This is a genomic window from Janthinobacterium algoris (assembly GCF_051380935.1).
Taxonomy (GTDB): Bacteria; Pseudomonadota; Gammaproteobacteria; order Burkholderiales; family Burkholderiaceae_D; genus Janthinobacterium.
Genome location: NZ_JBNYXZ010000026.1, coordinates 58,174 through 73,922, shown reverse-complemented (window position 1 = coordinate 73,922; position 15,749 = coordinate 58,174). Strand labels below are relative to the sequence as shown.

Below are 15,749 nucleotides of genomic sequence, written 5' to 3'. Positions count from 1 at the left end.
AACAGATCCCCGTTGCTGGCCAGCTGGCCGGTGCGCGAGAGCGCGCACCAGGTCGGCGCCGCTGGCGCGTCCAGCAGCTGCAGGCGGGCGCGGCGCATCGAGGCGGTGGAAAGTGTCAACCCGCAGGGCGGGGCGGCGCTGGCGGGCGCTGGTGGCGCATAGCTGGTTTCCGCTATAGAGATACAGGAAATCTTCGATGTATCGGAGTCAAATTTTCGTGCATTTACCCTTGTTTGATCGATCCGGTTCCGGCGCCATGTCTTTTCTGTAATCGGCAAAGTTCGTGCTTTTACCCTTTATTTGCATTTGAAGCAACTTTTGCCATGTTCGTGCTTTTACCCTTATTTGAAAATGTTCATTGCTGGTTATCTCGCAACCAATATTTCATTGAAATAACCTCTATTTCTTTTGGGCTACAAAAGCAAGGGTAAAATGCCAACGATTTTTACAAATGAGAAATGAATCGGTATGTATTCGTTGACATTTTTGCGCTGTGGCAATAACATTCTTCAATACTTTTTTAGTGAATTACTTACATAAAATGCAAAAAAAACTACTGATTTTCTTAATCTCAACTGCGACTCTACCTGGCTGCGCATGGATGAAACAGGAGCCGCCCACTGTTCCACCAAAAAATCCACGTGTTGTAGAACGCGAACTCACGCCACTGGTCAAGAAGGTCGCACGTGTCAAATCAACTGATTTGGCGCTGGCTCAGTCTCTTGACGACGGCGAGCAACTTGTGAAAACAAGCGCTGTTACACCAGCCGGGCCAAGCGCCCAGGCTTCACCCCCAATAGCGACACAACCAGCTAAGTCGGCAGCACCGGCAGTAGCTTTGCCAAGCGTTCGCAAGTGGGAAGTGCGGGTTAGTGATGTTCGGCTGTCGGCAACCTTTGAGCGCTGGGCGAAAGAAGCAAGCGAACCTGGTAGCAATAGCCCCAGCTATAAGGTCTTGTGGGATGCTGGTAAGCATGTGTTGATCGACGCCACACCAACGTATACCGGCACATTTCTTGACGCTGTAGAACAGGCATTAAGCACGCCTGCAATCAGTTTAAGCGCGTATCCACTGGAATCCTGCTTGTATCCAAATTCACCTCCACTCCTTCGAGTCACCAAGCGCGGTGAACAAACTGAAGCGTGCCCGGACATCAAATAAATAGGACAACAATGAAATTGAAAATTTTAGCTGCCGCATGTTCGGTGGCATTTGTTGGTTGTACTTCACCAACCATCGTAAAAAATGCCATGGATATTCAAAATGATGCATTGAAACCTGTATCAATAATGAATTCCAAAGTAGATCAAGCGGCGATGAATAGCAAAGTTCGTACATCAGCGCAAAATGCCGATGCATTGGCTGCGGAACAGCTGAGAAAACCAGTAATGCGGTTTTCCAAGTCGACCTATATTGGCTCGCAGATGGTGCCAGTAACGAATGACGACAAATTGCCATCAATATTCAGGCAGGAATTTTCGAATTATAGCGATGATCGGGATGCCGGGCGATCAGTAACGTTATCGACGATTGCAAATCGTATTTTCAACTCTACCGGATTGCTGGTGCGTATTCAGCCCGATGTTTCTTCGTGGAGCATTAATGACGCTAAATCCAATACCGGTAAACCTATTTCCGGCCCTGGTGCGCCTGTTCAGCAAAATAGCAGTATCAGTATCGATTTAGCCGATTTGCGCTACAAAGGCCCGCTGGTAGGGTTTTTGAACAACCTTACTGATCGCCTTGGCCTGGCATGGGAGTATCGAGACAATGCTGTTGTCATCATGCGCTTCGTTACCGAAGCACATGAAATATCAACAATCATGGGCAGAAGCAGCTTTGAAATGAGTGGTGGTCAAAGCACCGAAGGAAGCACTGACGGAAAGCAATCGGCGGAAACTAAACTGTTTGTCAAAGAGTCGGGTGCAAGCGATCCATTTGCGGCCATCGAAGCCACCATAATAAAAATGGTGGCGGATATACCTGGATCAACGGTAACGCGTGCTGATGGATCGCGCAAGTTGATTGTGAAAACAACACGGGAAATGCAGGCGCAGATCCGCGATGTTATTGCAGGTGAAAATGCGACAATGCAAAAACAAGCATTGGTGCAGTTCGATATATATTCGATGAAGGTAAATGATGCCGATGAAAGGGGCGCTAATTGGAATGTTGTATTTAATGCGTTGTCGAATGTCTACGGCGTAAATATTGGGTCGCCGCAGTCATTAACGAGCAACATGGCCGGCAGCATCGGATCAACAATCTTAAAGGGTAACAGCGATACCAGTCAGCGTCTTGCTAATACATCTGTTTTCCTGAATATGTTGCGGGAAAATGGCACTACTGTGACGCACCGAACCGTACCAATGGTTGCATTGAATGGGCAGTGGGCAAGAAAAACCCAGCTCAATACCGAAAGCTACATTTCTGAAACGACCCCTGGCGTATCATCGGCAAATGGTGGTGCAGGTGTACCAGGTATCAAAACTGATAAGATTACGACAGGTGATACTTATCAAGTAATGGTGCAAATCCAAAATAATAATAATATATTCCTGAAGCTGGGTATTACTCTTTCAGACCTTTTGGGCCTCACTGATCAAACATCAGGCGTCGGTCAAAATCAACAAAAAGTTCAGACAACGAAAGTTTCCGCCACAAGTGACCAGTCTGCCTTACTGATTAAACCAGGTGAAGTGATGGCTATTTCTGGATTGTCCCGCGAAATTTCAACTGGTGATAAACGTTCATTATCTGATGACACGCCAATAATTTTCGGCGGGTCGCGAAAGGTCGGCGTGATACGTGAGCATTTCATAATTTTTGTTCGTCCCGTTGTTTTGTAGGGTTCAATATGCGTACAGAAATTGTTTATAAGGACGGACGAAACGGCCTAGTTGCAGGAATGAAATGGGCGAACCTGCGTAATTACACAGGAAAAGGTCGCATCACAAAGGACGTTAGAGATAAAGCTAATCTGACGGATGCACAGAAAATCGTTATTCATTCGGTGGATAATGGGAACTCGTTGAATTCAAGCGTTGGTATGTATGTTAAAAACATGCTGATACCTGAGAAGGCGAAAAATTTACATTCTTTGGCGGTTGCATTTGTTAGGAAGAACCCGCAGCACAGAAATATGGTGCTGCTGCTGAAATTTGATAAGGCGAAATATGCCTTTATCGTAATTCATAATGGTATTCCTGTAGCCGACGAAATTAAGACAGAACCTGAATCAAAAAAACTTCTTCAAGATGTGCTTGTCGGCGCAATGGGGGAAAAAGACTATAGTATTTTCACGAATGATAGCGCAGGGTTTCCTGGCCATGACAATATCACGGCAGAAGAAATTATGGCTGTCTGCACCAAGGCAACCAGACTTATTAGTTTGCCCCCAAAAGTGTCTACTGTACTCGTCGCATCGATTATCAGTATATGTATAGCAGGTGCCGGATTATCATATTATCAAAAACATATTGATGAAGAAAAGAGAATTGCGAAGGAACGCGAGACTACTGCTGACCCGGTAGCGCCATATCAATTACAGTTGTTGTCGAATATTAATAAACTTGGTCTGGATAGACAATCTATCATTGATACATTAAAAATACTCACCGCAGGCGATGTATGGAGCCGTGGTTGGTTACTTTCCCGGATCGATTGTACTGTCTCCCAATGTATTACTACCTGGTCACGGAACGGCGGGACAACGGCTATGCTGTTGGTCGCTCACCCTGATGAAAAATTATTGGTCGACAGCACGGAAGACGTGGTAAAGCTTTTAAGGTCTGTCCCATTGGTGAAAAGTGGAATAAAGAATATAGAAGCCGCACCATTGATGGAAGAGGCTTATATTAATTATGTCAATCGTTATCAAGATTGGAAGAATGCAGGAATTCAGGTTACTCAGTCAAACAAAATAGACGACTTCAAAACATGGCCAAAACCGGTCATGGGTGATATTGGCCGTTTACCTAAATCAATTACATTAAAAGCTAGGCCAATTGAAGTTATCGTTCCTTTGCATTTGGCTGGTGAGTTGATTATGGAAACACCTCAAGCCGTGTGGTGGGAATCTTTTACCTTGAAATATTCCCCAACTGATCTTGAAAAGAGATTGACAATACTACTTAAAGGTAACACTTATGTTCGATAAGAAAATCATATTCATGGCGATTGCGGTTACAGCATTTACACACGTTTCGGCACAATCCATCCTAGAAAACAATAAGCCACAGTCAGCGGCCGCAAAACTGGCTGCTGCACTTTCAAAAACAGCACCTGCCGCGTCAGGTCCAGCGGTTGCATCTGCACCTGCAGCAAGTGCGCCTGTAGCGTCTGCCCCTCCTGCTGCGGCCCCGGTTCCAGTTTCCATTTCCGAACAATCTGCTATCCAAGCCAAATCATTGGAAGCGGAGACTTTGAAAAAAATCGGAAATAAGGGTTCCGTCGTTCTGCTTCAAGAACAACGTCAGGTCGTGCCAGAACTGAAACCTGATTCGGCAATCAGCGTTGTTCTGGACAAGGATATGAAGAAGGCAAAACCCGTCTCGGAAGCGCCTATCCGGCCGTACCTGGCCTATGTGATGGGTATGCGAGGAGCCGAGATTGCCGAGCTGCGGATGGGGGCAGGGCGGCGTGCAACGATCAGGGCTGGTGAATCATTTCAGAACTGGCAGATTGTAAAGATAGAGGACGGTAAAGTATTCCTTACTGAGACGGCCAGGCAAGTAATAGAGTCAGGAAAGAAAAAGAAAAAGGAAAAGATGTTTACTCCAGCAAGCAAAGTTTTGCGTGTCGGCGACTATTTGTAATACTTCCTTCGGAATTAAATTATGTTTACCTGGTGGAAATTCAGTCAGAAAAAAGATGATACTTTGCTGATTGGTAAAAAAGACTTTAGCGCGCTAAAGAATTCATCCGAATTGACGGGGCTATCCAATGCTCCAGCTGCGAATGAAGACGGCCCAACCATTAAGAACATCGGGCAAATCGGTAAGTATATCAAGGGTGACTACACCAGTATCCTTACGGCAAGCGGCTCAAAGTGCGTTTATCAGCTACCAGAGCGACTGGAATTCAATATTATGGCCCTCGAAACAGGGTCAAAAAATGCTTATCTGTTTTACACGAATGAGAGCAATATAGTTGAAATTCAGGATTGTCTATCAGAGTTGAAGACAACTTTGGTTGCGAAAGGCTATTCAGTTTCATCAAACGTGGTGAGCTGTAGTGAGTCGGTCATCCGTGATTTAGTTGCGGATTATAAAAAGCGTGGCGGAAATAACGAAAGCAATAGCGGACATTCAGAATCAAAAAAATTGTGGGAGTCATGGATTAATATTGCTGCGCGTCAAAAATCAAGTGATATACATATTCAATCTCTCGGTAATCAGACACAAGTGCAAATACGTGTTGACGGTTCGCTTGAGGCCTTACCTGATTCTCATATGGGGACTTATACGACGACAGCAGCAGTGCAAGCTATTACGTGGGCATATAGCGAAATGACGGTAGACAAATCTAACAGCGATCCAATATTTAGTGAAAGTGGCGATATCTATTCGATGTTCAAGCCACAAACGGTGGATGGTAATAATATTTCTCTGCGGTTTCAAAGCATGCAAGGCGCATTTGGTGCAAAGGTTGTCTGTCGTCTTATTAATGTCGATGATCCAGCAATGTCCTATTCTCAACAAGGATTTGAAAAATCTCAAATTCGGATACTAAGAGAAGTGGCCAATAAATCATCTGGCCTAATTGTTATTGCGGGGGTGACGAATTCGGGAAAATCATCCCTGCAAAGAACCTTTATTGAGACTCACCCTAAGAACGGGACAGCCGCTTTTATCGTAGCAGAAGATCCTGTCGAAAATAAACTGAAAGGTACGCATCAATACGCCATGCAGCGTAACGTGGGTAATCAAAAAGAATCTGATAGAAAGTACACCGAGTTCGTATCAGCTGTAGTTCGTTCAGATCCAGATGGCGTTGGGCTCGGTGAAGTACGCGATCGTGCAAGTGCGTCAGGAATCGAGCAGGTTGTAAAGACTGGTAGTTTCGCTATTTGCACATTGCATGCCAATCACGTGAGTGGAATTATTCCTAGATTGACGGATAAAAGCATGGGGATTGATATTTCAGTTCTAACGCATCCTAAATTTATTTCACTCTTATCATATTTGGCTTTGGTTCCAAAGGTATGTGAAATATGCTCAATAAAAGGCAATGAAACACATTTGCATGATAAAATTTCATTCTCCGCAGATATAGATTCTGATCTTTGGAGTATTGCCGATGCGGTGCAGGAAATAAATGAAATGTTGGAATGCATTGAAGTTAAGTTTAAGCTGCCTAGAAATAAATTTAGATTTAAACGTGCTGGCGGTTGTGAGCATTGTAATAATCGTGGGACAAAAGGTCGTACAGGGGTGGGTGAATTTTTAATACCAGATAGAACATGGATCAGTCTCACCGCAGCTGGTAAGTCTCACGAGGCAGATCAGTATTATCGAACTTTTTCAGATGGTCGTTTTGATACTGATAACATGGATGGAAAAACTGTCTTTGAACATACCTTGTATAAAGCTCAGTGCGGGCTGGTTGATCCCAGGTCATGTTTAAGGTTTGATAGTTTTCGATCCTTCGATGTTTTGGACGATGAAGTAACGAACGTTGTGAGCAAACCCGTTGGTCTATATAAAATCTAATCGAAAATTAAATGAAATATTATTTAAATAGTCTGGTTGAATCGGTTGCTACATTTTTCTTCAGGAAAAAAAGAACTGAATTCTATTCGGACTGGAAAAGGTCAATCATTGGTAATGAATTGTTGGTTGATTTTTTACGTGGCGAATATGAAATATCAATGAATAAGCAAACGCGGAACAGGTCGCGTGCTTACGTTTTGAAGGTTATGCTACGACGCGCACTTGATGGTGATGAAACGTTGCCAAGTAGGATAATTGGTCTTTCTATGCCGGCAGGAGATAGAATGTTGCTGGCTGCTGCTGATGGATTAGTATCAGAATCCTTGGTTATTGTAATTGAGGAACTTTGTAAAGTTATCCAGGAACAAGATACGGCGAAGAGCGAACTAAAGAGCGCTATGGTTTTACCTGGAATGTTGGGATTGGGGTTAGGAACACTTTGTTATGTGCTGAGTAACGAGATAATCCCGATCGTTGAAAATATTGCCCCGGAAGAAGTGTGGACACCTTTGAATAGCGCTGTTCGTTGGTTTGCAAACCTTGTGCGTTTTTACGGCGCCACCGGATTGGGAGTGATTGTAATCAGTATTGGAACATTTGTTTATGCATTGCCCCGCTGGTGCGGGAAATCAAGGTTTTATCTTGAACGTGTAAATCCAAGCATTGCTGTTTGGCTTTCTCCTATTATTCCTATTTTGCTTCCATTGTCAATATATCGTGATTTTCAAGCGCTGATGGTTTTGTCTTCACTGTCGGTTTTATTGAAAATGGGAAAAACTTTGCGGGATGCATTGGTAATTGTTGCTGAAAATTCTAGTCCATATTTGGAGTTTCATATAAAACGGATCTTGTATTATATTGATGATTCTCCCCTAGAAGTGGCCGCGGCATTCACAAGCGGTATTTTGTCGCCACAGGTTGCCGCTCGATTCGCAACAGTGGCTCGTACAAGCAGTAAGTATGAAGACGTTTTGATTACCGCAGGCACATCAGGAACTGTGTATATTCGGGAAGAGGTAGAAAAGAACGCTGTTATTGTAAAATTTATTTTTATTACCCTGACTATCAGCATGACACTATTTTTATATTTGGGTCAACAAAGTATCACTATGAGCATGCAGGATGAAATGTCGCCTTCAAAAATTGAACAAAGGAGATTGGATAAAGTAAGCAACATGAAGTGAATTTTTTGTTTTCTATTTTTACTATTTTAATCAGAGGATATTATGAAAAAAGTACGCAGTAATTTGATGGCCAAAGTTTCCGCTTTCACCCCATCCCGTCGTAAGCAGGCTGGTGACGCAATGATTGCATACAGCATCGCGGCGGTTCTGTTGGCAATTGCGGCAATCGCTATTTTCAAAAATGCACGGGATAATTCCCGCAAAAATGATATTAGTGTTGCTGTGTCTAAAGTCGCTGCCACAGCAGGTAATTTGCAGGCATCCCTGGGGGCGAATAATCGCTACGAGGAGTTGACCACGGACATGGCGGTTCGCATGGAGTGGATTCCAGTTGATCAGCGCAACGTCGGTACAGGGACCGCCTCCAACGTGTATGGCGGCGCTGTTACCACCGTGCCTAAGACACTGACCGCTACCAACGATGCCGCGTCCCTGTCCTGGGGCTTGGTTCCTACTTCGCAGTGCGGCGATATCGTAATGGGTACTTATCGGCTCGCACGGCAAGTCATTGTCGGCGCTACGACTGTTAAAGCACTCGACGGCGCCCTTAATACGGCAAGCTTGTCGACTGCATGTGACGTCGCTGCGCCCGTCACGATTGTTTGGGATTTCGGCCGTACAGGCTCGACTACCTAAATTGAAATCATGATGGCTGGCCGGCGAAGTGCGATTGCACTCGCCGGCAATTTTTTTTGGAGTAATTATGCATAACAGGCGGAAACATCATCTGGTTAAAAGAGGGCAGGATGGCTTTGCCATGTTGGATCTTTCCATTGCTCTAATATTGATGTCAATAATGGCTGCTGCAAATTTGAATGCGAAAGCGTTCGCCCAGCGGTTGAGCTTCGCATCGATGCAAGGTGATGCTCTAGCCGAGCTTGCCGCAGCTGGTGACACATATCTCCAGGAGAACTTTACGGCGCTTCAAAGTGGCATAGAGGTGATACATGGTGCTGCCTCGTTAAATCCGGGTTCGGATCAAGGGCAAACTTATGCACCTCTTGTGAAAGACCTGCTTGATATGAACTATCTTACAAAGGGATTTAATGCCGGATCTTTGTATAGTCGTGGGCAAATTCCCGGTAACTACATTTTCAAAATTTCCCGAGTCCCTGAAGGGTGTCAGGTGCCTGATAGCACAAAATGTGGCCTTGTTGGATATGTCTATATAGATCAGCCTATACAAGGCGGCGAAAAGCTTGATGTAGATGGCCCTGCACTTAATACAATGCTGGCCAAGTTGGGAAATAAAGGTTGCATGAGCATTTTATCTAATCCCGCAGTCATGATCGGGGGCGGGGGTGATTGCGGAATACCTAATCCGGTTTCTGGAAATCCTCCCGGAATTGTTCTGGCGCGGTTTGGCTTTGGCTCCAGTGGCTTGACCAACTTCGTTCGCTTAAACGATACCCGCGATCCAAAGCTTCTCGGTCCACTTACCGTTGCTAAAACCAGCACAGCGAGAGAATTTGCTACAGATTCAAAAGTGTTGGGTTCCACTTGTGAGGTCGAAAATTCCATCGGTAGCGGGATTGCTGGAGCCGCAATCTGTATTGGCAAGAAATGGCAATCGATGGGTGAGTGGGCAGGTTTAGGAGAAAATTGTAATCAGGAAGGAAAGTTAGCATCGAACATAGGAACTGGGGAGCAACTAATTTGTAAAGATGGTAAATACAAAAAGTTGCTGAGTTTTATGGCTAGGACTATTTTGATGAAGCGCGTGCCTGTCCGTGATGGAGACATAGTAAATAAGATTGCATGTGATTCAGGTGGTACAGCGGATAGATCGTTTAGTATTGTGCAGACCTCGGTTAATTTAACTACCGCGCCACCTATGGCATCTATGGACGTATCGACGGCGGACTTGGGCTACGCATGGGCGGTTTCTATAAAACTAAAAGACGATGAAAACAATATTGAGTCTGGAAATAACCATGATTTGACTCAGGTATTAAATTTGGAATGCAGTTATTAATAGGGTTAATTATGAGAAAAATTTTTAAATATTTATATGTTTCATTTGTTTGTTTGTTTGTTTTTTCAATTGCTTACGCAAATGCCGGGCAATTTATTCAAAGGCCAGGTGATAATCGAAGTTCGGAACAATTTCAGCGTGATTGTGAGAAAGGAATTGCGATTGATTCTTGTTTTTCTGGGCCGACTCCACCAAGTTGTCCTGTTGGTAAAAAGTGGAGTGTGGCTGGGAGTGGTATAGCCCATTGCGTAAATATTGATCCTACCTGTACTGGGGGAGAAATTCTTGAGCATGATACATTGGGAAATCCTTCGTGTGTTGCCCCTCCTGTTTGTCAAAATGGTGCGACCAATTATCCTGTATGTAATGCATTCCCTACCTGCGCAAATGGTGCGACAAATTATCCAGTATGTAACGCTTTTCCAACTTGCGCTAATGGTGCAAATAATTATCCAACATGCACGTTACCAGAGCCGGAAGTTCCTGAATTAAGTTGCACAACCGAAGTCAGGGATGCTGAAACTTGTGGTGGATTAATAAGAAATTGGTATCAATGGTGCTGGAAAACAAATGACCCACAGAAAAAACAAGTGTCTGGCTTTTATTCGGCTCCATCACAAAATGTTGGAACTTGTGATTGCTCAGGGGGTGTACGGGACTTCAATTCTCCATGTATTGAATACTGATGTGGTCTTTATTTAAATCAGTACCTAATTTGATGGCGTAAACTTTTTATGTTATAAAGATAGACAAGTGAGGAAATAATGTCTTATAAAAAACATGAGGATTCTTTGAGTAAAGCTAAGCGTGGCCCCGTACCAAGTGGTGATACTCGATCCGAGATTGAGCGGCGGTCAGCAAAGAAAATTCGTCAACAAAAGATTGATGCTGGACTTTTAGAAATCAAGACATTTGTTACCGAAGATACAAAAGCCACTCTTCAAATCATCAAGCAAGAAATTGGTTTGGGAAGCCTGGGCGAGGTGATTGATTATTTGGCAAAATCATGGAAAAACGATTAAAAAATAAGTTGATACACTCAACTTATTGTGTATAATGTTTATCTGTGGCAACAAATTTATAAATCATTAGAGGAAAAAAATGAAAATCAATCTTCGTGCAAGTGTGATCCTTACCACCGCTGCTTTTCTGACTGCATGCGGCGGCGGCGGCGGCGGCGGCGGCGGCGGCGGTGGTGAGGTCGGTCCGGTGAATCCTGTGGTTCCTCCTGTTGTGGTAGTGCCGCCAGTAGTGCCGCCAGTTGACGAAAATGTTCTTCAACTGGCGGTGAACGATGCTTTGTATGGTCCAGGTTCCGGCATGGCATCAGCGTTCTCGACGCTAAACAAAGTTCGCTCAGCGTATGGCGTGGGCTTATTTAGCCAAAATGCGAAGTTGGATATTGCAGCCAACAATCATGCTCAGTATGTGTCAGCTCGCTGGGGAGCGCTGGATTTTACAACGGTCGGGCATATCGAAGACGCAAGCAAGCCCGGTTATACTGGCGTAAATCCAGCGGATCGTATAGCGTATGCAGGCTATGCGGCATCTTCGACTGGTGAAGTAATTATAACTTTTATCTCTGTTGATGGAACGCAAAGCGATCCGGGTAGTGTGGCTATCGATGCTTTAATGTCGGGGCCATATCATCGGTTTGGCTTGCTCGATGGCAGCCGTGATATTGGCATCGCAGATGTCAGTGCGCGTTTCCCAGGAGAGGGAGGCGTAAATCACACATTTGTATTTAATTTAGCTGTCGCGCAATCTCAAAAAGTGCAATTGCCGTCCAAGACGTGGATTGGTATATGGCCTCAAGATCAGGCTGTGAACGTAATGTATGGCTTTGCTGGCGAAACGCCAAATCCTATTCCAGTCAATGCTGGCACGTGCGCTGGCTACCCTGTTTCAATACAGGTACGAAATGGATTGGTCTTGAATACGACGGCCTTTACATTGACGGAGAGCGCCACTGGATCTTCTGTAAGCGTTCAGTTGTCTACAGCTGCCACCGACGTTAACCCAAGTCAGGCCCGTGCCAATTCGGCTTATATTATGTCATACAAGCCGTTGAAGTTGGACACTACATATGCTGTTCACTTTTCGGGTTCGGTCGATGGTACGCCGATTGAAAAAAACTGGTCATTTACGACTGGCAAAATAAATACAAAAATGATTCACGGTTGCAATCCTAGTCTGTAAGAACTGTGATTTTTATAAAAGCCGTTTCGATTTATCGTGCGGCTTTTTTTAAGGGAAGTATTTTGGATCATATTGAGTTTGAGCAAATGGCGTTGAGATGCGCGCCAGCTGTTAATCATAAGACTCTTCACTACCTTGTGAGTGTTGAGTCTTCTTTCAATCCTTACGCGATAGGTATTGTTGGCGGTCATTTGACCAAGCAACCAAAAACACTATCTGAGGCGGTTTCGACTGTTCAAATGCTTTTGAAAAGAGGTATAAATTTTAGCGCCGGAATTACGCAGGTAAATCGTTATAACTTTGAAAAATACGATCTGACGATAGAGACCGTATTTGATCCTTGTGTTAATATGGGGGCAGGTTCAAAAATACTGAAAGAATGTTTTGAAAGAGCGAGTGCTCGCATGAAAGGGTCTGAGCAAGAAAATATTCAGTACGCCTTATCTTGCTACTATAGTGGAAATTTCACTACGGGATTTTCTCATGGTTATGTGCAAAATATTGTTAAGGCGGCAATCCGCGCTAAAAAGTGAGGATACTTTAGCGCGCTAAACTTTCAGGAGGATTTATGTTATCTGTAATTTTTAAATTTCTGGCGGTTGTGATTTTGGCACCATTGGCTTTGAAAATTGTAGATGTAAGTGGACTCATCACAATAATGATTATTGCCGGAATATGCTATTGGCTGTTCCGTACGAAGCGCGGTCATAAAAGTCAGGGGGTCTTGTCAAAAAGCAAGCGAACCCGTATGGCGCGGCGGGCGGTTAATCGGGGTGAATTGGATAAGAATGCCGCATGCGTGAATTTTGATGTGACGAATAAAGACATTAAAAAACAGCGCTATGTTGATGAATTGTTTTGGTGATTTATTATGAAAATTATTTATGTATTGTTTTTGTGTTTTCCATTTTCCTGTGGTGCAGAAATATTTAAGCGTACTGATCCAATAAGCGGGCATGTGACATTTACAAATATTTCCCCAAAAGATTCGGTTTCTGATAATGAAAAAATGGAAGACGAAAAGGAATTGAGTATGCTGAACATTTCAAAAGTTGTCGACAAAAAGAAAATTGTTGCTGTTTCAAAAAGAAATGATAAATTTCCGGTTGTTGATTCTAAAACGCAAAAAGAAAGAGACATTGATAGGCGGAATATTTTGTTGGACGAATTGAATTCCGAAAAAAAACTTTTGGCCGAAAAGATTTTAAAAAAAAGCGAGCCTGATGTCATAAATAGAGTAAAAGGCAATATTGCAAGTCTTGAACGTGAATTGTTGTCTGTAAGGTAATATTGCTTATTGGGCATTGAAATGGCTATTTTAAGTAGGTCATTATGTATGGGCTATTTAAGATCGTCTTTTTTAAAATACCTAAGCGGATTTGATAGGGGTAATTTAAGTATACTTAAAATGACCGCCTAGTATCTGGTACTGATGATTTTTATAACATTGAAAAAATACTATGCTCATTCCAAAGAAGGTTTTTTTTGCAACAATGCTTTTTGGATTGTCTTCAGCTTTGGGGCCAAATGTTGCAATGGCGCAGAAGTTCAATAGCCTTATTAGCAACCCCTTTGTTTTCTGTTCGCTGCCAAGGCCGTGCAAGTTGTGCCAACCCTTCCGAAGAATCTACAAGGAAATATGCTCAGATCAAAATAAAGGAAATTACAAAGAAGACACGTCCATTAGGCCATTTTATGGAAGCCATGAAGAAATCCGTGAAGAGGTTGATAGGCTAACTTCGGTGTTGGCGGAGCAGGTTGCATCGCAAGAGGCCGCGAGGATTGCTATTGGTCGATGCCTGCAGATGAATGGGCAGATGCATGCTGAATTCTGCGCTGCGCAAATGGACGATTATGAAGATGCTCAATCGTCTGTTCGTGCATACCAGGACGAGATTAGTAGGCTGGAAGCTCTCATGCAGGAACCCGCCTGCAAGAGATACGGTGGTTCGCGTGGTTGTGGTGATGGATACGACGAATACGAGCGCTGATGCAAGTGGTGCACCTTGGCCAGCGCTACCGCTCGGCGCCGGTCGAATTTACTGCGTAAATTAGGCCGGAACGGGAACTCCTAACTGCCTTTGAAGCTGTACTTCATGCCGCACTTGATGCGGCATGAGGCATTGAGAGGGGCCAGCGTTGGGCTAGCCTGATGAAAATTTGAGAATGAAAATGAAAACGAAAATCTACACCTGCCTGTTTTTGTCTTTTGTCGCTGCGAGCGCCTTTGCTGGCGACACAAATGTAAAGCCCCGCGATTACGAAGTGACAATAAAAACTAGCACATCTATTCTTGTTCAAGGTCCTATCGCTGCTATGCCGGGTAGCATGGCGTCAGTGTCTTCGATGGAGTCGCAAGTTTATGTTGTTGGTTGCGATCCATCGAGTACAGCAGCCAGTATGACCACGGCGACCTTACAGACCGGAAAGGCGATTTATCTGACTCCCGACGAAAACCTGTCCTCGGACACAGTGGAATTCCAGTGGCAACTTGACCAGCTGGAGAAGATGGGAAAGCTGCGTTCAGGTGCTTGTGAAGTCGATCTGCCGTCAGTTACAGGCCAATCAGGTCGTCAGGTGATTAATTTGCCAGCGGGGAAATCTTTCGCCACTACCAGTGGCCAGTATGAGATTGTGCTTAAACGCATTAACTGACATCGGTAATGCTGAAAGACCTGTCTCGCCTTGCAACATTGGTTCAGCAAGGCATCAACGAACCTTCTATATGAAATCTAAAAATTTCCCTTTCTGGCCCGTGGTTGTACTCTGCAGCATCTTTCCACCAGTTCAATCCGCAGAGCCTACGGTCGACGCTAGACCCCGTGCAGAAGCTACCATTCTCTATGCTGTGATTGCTTGGGGTAATGTTGTTGACAGTGGTTCTTTCCTCATGCCGATGCACGCTTATGAAAGCTTTGATGCGTGTGACACAGCAAAGAAGAAGATGATCGAAGCTGTATCGAACGACTCGCCAAACCGCACCAAGCTTCGTTGTAGTCTGGCCGAAACTCAAAACGAGAAATTGCTGGCCCAAATGCTTGCGCGCAGCAGTCAGGTCAAATAGTTGCGTATTGCTTAATCCAAAGCGCTCCCATGGAGCGCTTTGTTATTTCCACGGTGCTGGCCAGCTGGCGAGCTGGCCGGTGCGCGGGAACGCGCACCAGGTCGGCGCCGCAGGCACGTCCAGCAGCTGCAGGCGGGCCCGGCGCATCGAGGCGGTGGAAAGTGTCAACCTGCAGGGCGGGGCGGCGCTGGCGGGCGCTGGTGGCGCGTGAGCGCCCCCGGCGCGCAGCGGCCGCATTCACAAATCGGGTAGCGCCGTCGACCAGCTGACCAGCGCCGTGGGCGCCGGCAGCGGCGACGTGCTGCAGCTGGCGATCGAGCGCTGCGCTTGATGACGGCCAGGCCGGTGGCCACGCGCCCGCCCAGGGCGACATTTACAAAACAGATCCCCGGTGCTGGCCAGCTGGCCGGTGCGCGGGAGCGCGCACCAGGTCGGCGCCGCTGACACGTCCAGCAGCTGCAGGCGGGCGCGGCGCATCGAGGCGGTGGAAAGTGTCAACCTGCAGGGCGGGGCGGCGCTGGCGGGCGCTGGTGGCGCGTGAGCGCCACCAGCGCGCAGCGGCCGCATTCACAAATCGGGTGGCGCCGTCGACCAGCTGGCCAGCGCTGTGGGC

19 protein-coding genes are annotated in these 15,749 nt (G+C 45.4%); 17 read left to right on the top strand and 2 right to left on the bottom strand.

What is annotated here, in order from left to right; genetic code table 11:
• Window positions 1–493 precede the first annotated feature (493 nt).
• The 17 genes from ACQ4W7_RS27060 to ACQ4W7_RS26980 all read left to right on the top strand — a co-directional run bounded on the left by ACQ4W7_RS27060 (window position 494) and on the right by ACQ4W7_RS26980 (window position 15,136).
• The gene (locus ACQ4W7_RS27060) at window positions 494–1,162 is read left to right on the top strand and encodes a TcpQ domain-containing protein (protein ID WP_436534728.1); all 669 of its coding nucleotides are present in this window, start codon (window positions 494–496) and stop codon (window positions 1,160–1,162) included.
• Between the two features lie 11 nt (window positions 1,163–1,173).
• Window positions 1,174–2,850, top strand: coding sequence for a type II secretion system protein GspD (locus ACQ4W7_RS27055; RefSeq protein ID WP_436534726.1), 1,677 nt, complete (start codon window positions 1,174–1,176; stop codon window positions 2,848–2,850).
• 8 nt (window positions 2,851–2,858) lie between these two features.
• On the top strand, window positions 2,859–4,160 hold the full coding sequence (locus ACQ4W7_RS27050; protein ID WP_436534724.1) for a hypothetical protein: 1,302 nt from the start codon (window positions 2,859–2,861) through the stop codon (window positions 4,158–4,160).
• Window positions 4,150–4,818, top strand: coding sequence for a hypothetical protein (locus ACQ4W7_RS27045; RefSeq protein WP_436534722.1), 669 nt, complete (start codon window positions 4,150–4,152; stop codon window positions 4,816–4,818). The genes ACQ4W7_RS27050 and ACQ4W7_RS27045 overlap by 11 nt, the downstream gene beginning before the upstream one ends.
• Before the next feature lie 21 nt (window positions 4,819–4,839).
• Window positions 4,840–6,714: an ATPase, T2SS/T4P/T4SS family gene (locus ACQ4W7_RS27040; RefSeq protein WP_436534720.1), complete on the top strand. Its 1,875-nt coding sequence runs from the start codon at window positions 4,840–4,842 to the stop codon at window positions 6,712–6,714.
• A gap of 11 nt (window positions 6,715–6,725) precedes the next feature.
• Entirely contained in the window at window positions 6,726–7,898 is a 1,173-nt protein-coding gene (locus ACQ4W7_RS27035) for a hypothetical protein (RefSeq protein ID WP_436534718.1), read from the top strand.
• A 42-nt stretch (window positions 7,899–7,940) separates the two neighbouring features.
• On the top strand, window positions 7,941–8,534 hold the full coding sequence (locus ACQ4W7_RS27030; RefSeq protein ID WP_436534716.1) for a type 4 pilus major pilin: 594 nt from the start codon (window positions 7,941–7,943) through the stop codon (window positions 8,532–8,534).
• Window positions 8,535–8,655: 121 nt separating this feature from the next.
• Entirely contained in the window at window positions 8,656–9,873 is a 1,218-nt protein-coding gene (locus ACQ4W7_RS27025) for a hypothetical protein (protein WP_436534714.1), read from the top strand.
• Complete coding sequence (locus ACQ4W7_RS27020; protein ID WP_436534712.1) at window positions 9,861–10,559, top strand: hypothetical protein; 699 nt, start codon at window positions 9,861–9,863, stop codon at window positions 10,557–10,559. Before ACQ4W7_RS27025 ends, ACQ4W7_RS27020 begins: the two co-directional genes overlap by 13 nt.
• Before the next feature lie 78 nt (window positions 10,560–10,637).
• Window positions 10,638–10,895: a hypothetical protein gene (locus ACQ4W7_RS27015; protein WP_436534710.1), complete on the top strand. Its 258-nt coding sequence runs from the start codon at window positions 10,638–10,640 to the stop codon at window positions 10,893–10,895.
• Window positions 10,896–10,974: 79 nt separating this feature from the next.
• Window positions 10,975–12,072 carry a CAP domain-containing protein gene (locus ACQ4W7_RS27010; protein WP_436534708.1) on the top strand — a complete coding sequence of 366 codons (1,098 nt, stop codon included), beginning with the start codon at window positions 10,975–10,977 and terminating at the stop codon, window positions 12,070–12,072.
• A gap of 5 nt (window positions 12,073–12,077) precedes the next feature.
• Window positions 12,078–12,605 carry a lytic transglycosylase domain-containing protein gene (locus ACQ4W7_RS27005; protein ID WP_436534706.1) on the top strand — a complete coding sequence of 176 codons (528 nt, stop codon included), beginning with the start codon at window positions 12,078–12,080 and terminating at the stop codon, window positions 12,603–12,605.
• A gap of 35 nt (window positions 12,606–12,640) precedes the next feature.
• Entirely contained in the window at window positions 12,641–12,937 is a 297-nt protein-coding gene (locus ACQ4W7_RS27000) for a hypothetical protein (protein WP_436534704.1), read from the top strand.
• A 6-nt stretch (window positions 12,938–12,943) separates the two neighbouring features.
• Entirely contained in the window at window positions 12,944–13,360 is a 417-nt protein-coding gene (locus ACQ4W7_RS26995; protein ID WP_436534703.1) for a hypothetical protein, read from the top strand.
• A gap of 172 nt (window positions 13,361–13,532) precedes the next feature.
• Complete coding sequence (locus ACQ4W7_RS26990) at window positions 13,533–14,063, top strand: hypothetical protein (RefSeq protein WP_436534701.1); 531 nt, start codon at window positions 13,533–13,535, stop codon at window positions 14,061–14,063.
• Between the two features lie 181 nt (window positions 14,064–14,244).
• On the top strand, window positions 14,245–14,727 hold the full coding sequence (locus ACQ4W7_RS26985) for a hypothetical protein (RefSeq protein ID WP_436534699.1): 483 nt from the start codon (window positions 14,245–14,247) through the stop codon (window positions 14,725–14,727).
• A gap of 70 nt (window positions 14,728–14,797) precedes the next feature.
• On the top strand, window positions 14,798–15,136 hold the full coding sequence (locus tag ACQ4W7_RS26980; protein WP_436534697.1) for a hypothetical protein: 339 nt from the start codon (window positions 14,798–14,800) through the stop codon (window positions 15,134–15,136).
• On the opposite strand, the gene ACQ4W7_RS26975 is transcribed toward ACQ4W7_RS26980, so the two are convergent.
• Together ACQ4W7_RS26975 and ACQ4W7_RS26970 are read right to left on the bottom strand one after the other, a co-directional pair.
• Window positions 15,129–15,509, bottom strand: a complete 381-nt coding sequence (locus tag ACQ4W7_RS26975; protein WP_436534695.1) for a hypothetical protein — start codon at window positions 15,507–15,509, stop codon at window positions 15,129–15,131. The genes ACQ4W7_RS26980 and ACQ4W7_RS26975 overlap by 8 nt on opposite strands.
• The coding region (locus ACQ4W7_RS26970; protein ID WP_436534693.1) for a hypothetical protein at window positions 15,510–15,749 on the bottom strand (240 nt) is incomplete at its 5' end.

Excerpts from the sequence above, each read along its gene's own strand:
- ACQ4W7_RS27055 (WP_436534726.1), top strand. The coding sequence starts at position 1,174 with ATGAAATTGAAAATTTTAGCTGCCGCATGTTCGGTGGCATTTGTTGGT.
- ACQ4W7_RS27050 (WP_436534724.1), top strand. The coding sequence starts at position 2,859 with ATGCGTACAGAAATTGTTTATAAGGACGGACGAAACGGCCTAGTTGCA.
- ACQ4W7_RS27045 (WP_436534722.1), top strand. The coding sequence starts at position 4,150 with ATGTTCGATAAGAAAATCATATTCATGGCGATTGCGGTTACAGCATTT.
- ACQ4W7_RS27040 (WP_436534720.1), top strand. The coding sequence starts at position 4,840 with ATGTTTACCTGGTGGAAATTCAGTCAGAAAAAAGATGATACTTTGCTG.
- ACQ4W7_RS27035 (WP_436534718.1), top strand. The coding sequence starts at position 6,726 with ATGAAATATTATTTAAATAGTCTGGTTGAATCGGTTGCTACATTTTTC.
- ACQ4W7_RS27030 (WP_436534716.1), top strand. The coding sequence starts at position 7,941 with ATGAAAAAAGTACGCAGTAATTTGATGGCCAAAGTTTCCGCTTTCACC.
- ACQ4W7_RS27025 (WP_436534714.1), top strand. The coding sequence starts at position 8,656 with ATGTTGGATCTTTCCATTGCTCTAATATTGATGTCAATAATGGCTGCT.
- ACQ4W7_RS27020 (WP_436534712.1), top strand. The coding sequence starts at position 9,861 with ATGCAGTTATTAATAGGGTTAATTATGAGAAAAATTTTTAAATATTTA.
- ACQ4W7_RS27015 (WP_436534710.1), top strand. The coding sequence starts at position 10,638 with ATGTCTTATAAAAAACATGAGGATTCTTTGAGTAAAGCTAAGCGTGGC.
- ACQ4W7_RS27010 (WP_436534708.1), top strand. The coding sequence starts at position 10,975 with ATGAAAATCAATCTTCGTGCAAGTGTGATCCTTACCACCGCTGCTTTT.
- ACQ4W7_RS27000 (WP_436534704.1), top strand. The coding sequence starts at position 12,641 with ATGTTATCTGTAATTTTTAAATTTCTGGCGGTTGTGATTTTGGCACCA.
- ACQ4W7_RS26995 (WP_436534703.1), top strand. The coding sequence starts at position 12,944 with ATGAAAATTATTTATGTATTGTTTTTGTGTTTTCCATTTTCCTGTGGT.
- ACQ4W7_RS26990 (WP_436534701.1), top strand. The coding sequence starts at position 13,533 with ATGCTCATTCCAAAGAAGGTTTTTTTTGCAACAATGCTTTTTGGATTG.
- ACQ4W7_RS26985 (WP_436534699.1), top strand. The coding sequence starts at position 14,245 with ATGAAAACGAAAATCTACACCTGCCTGTTTTTGTCTTTTGTCGCTGCG.
- ACQ4W7_RS26980 (WP_436534697.1), top strand. The coding sequence starts at position 14,798 with ATGAAATCTAAAAATTTCCCTTTCTGGCCCGTGGTTGTACTCTGCAGC.
- ACQ4W7_RS26975 (WP_436534695.1), bottom strand. The coding sequence starts at position 15,509 with ATGTCGCCCTGGGCGGGCGCGTGGCCACCGGCCTGGCCGTCATCAAGC.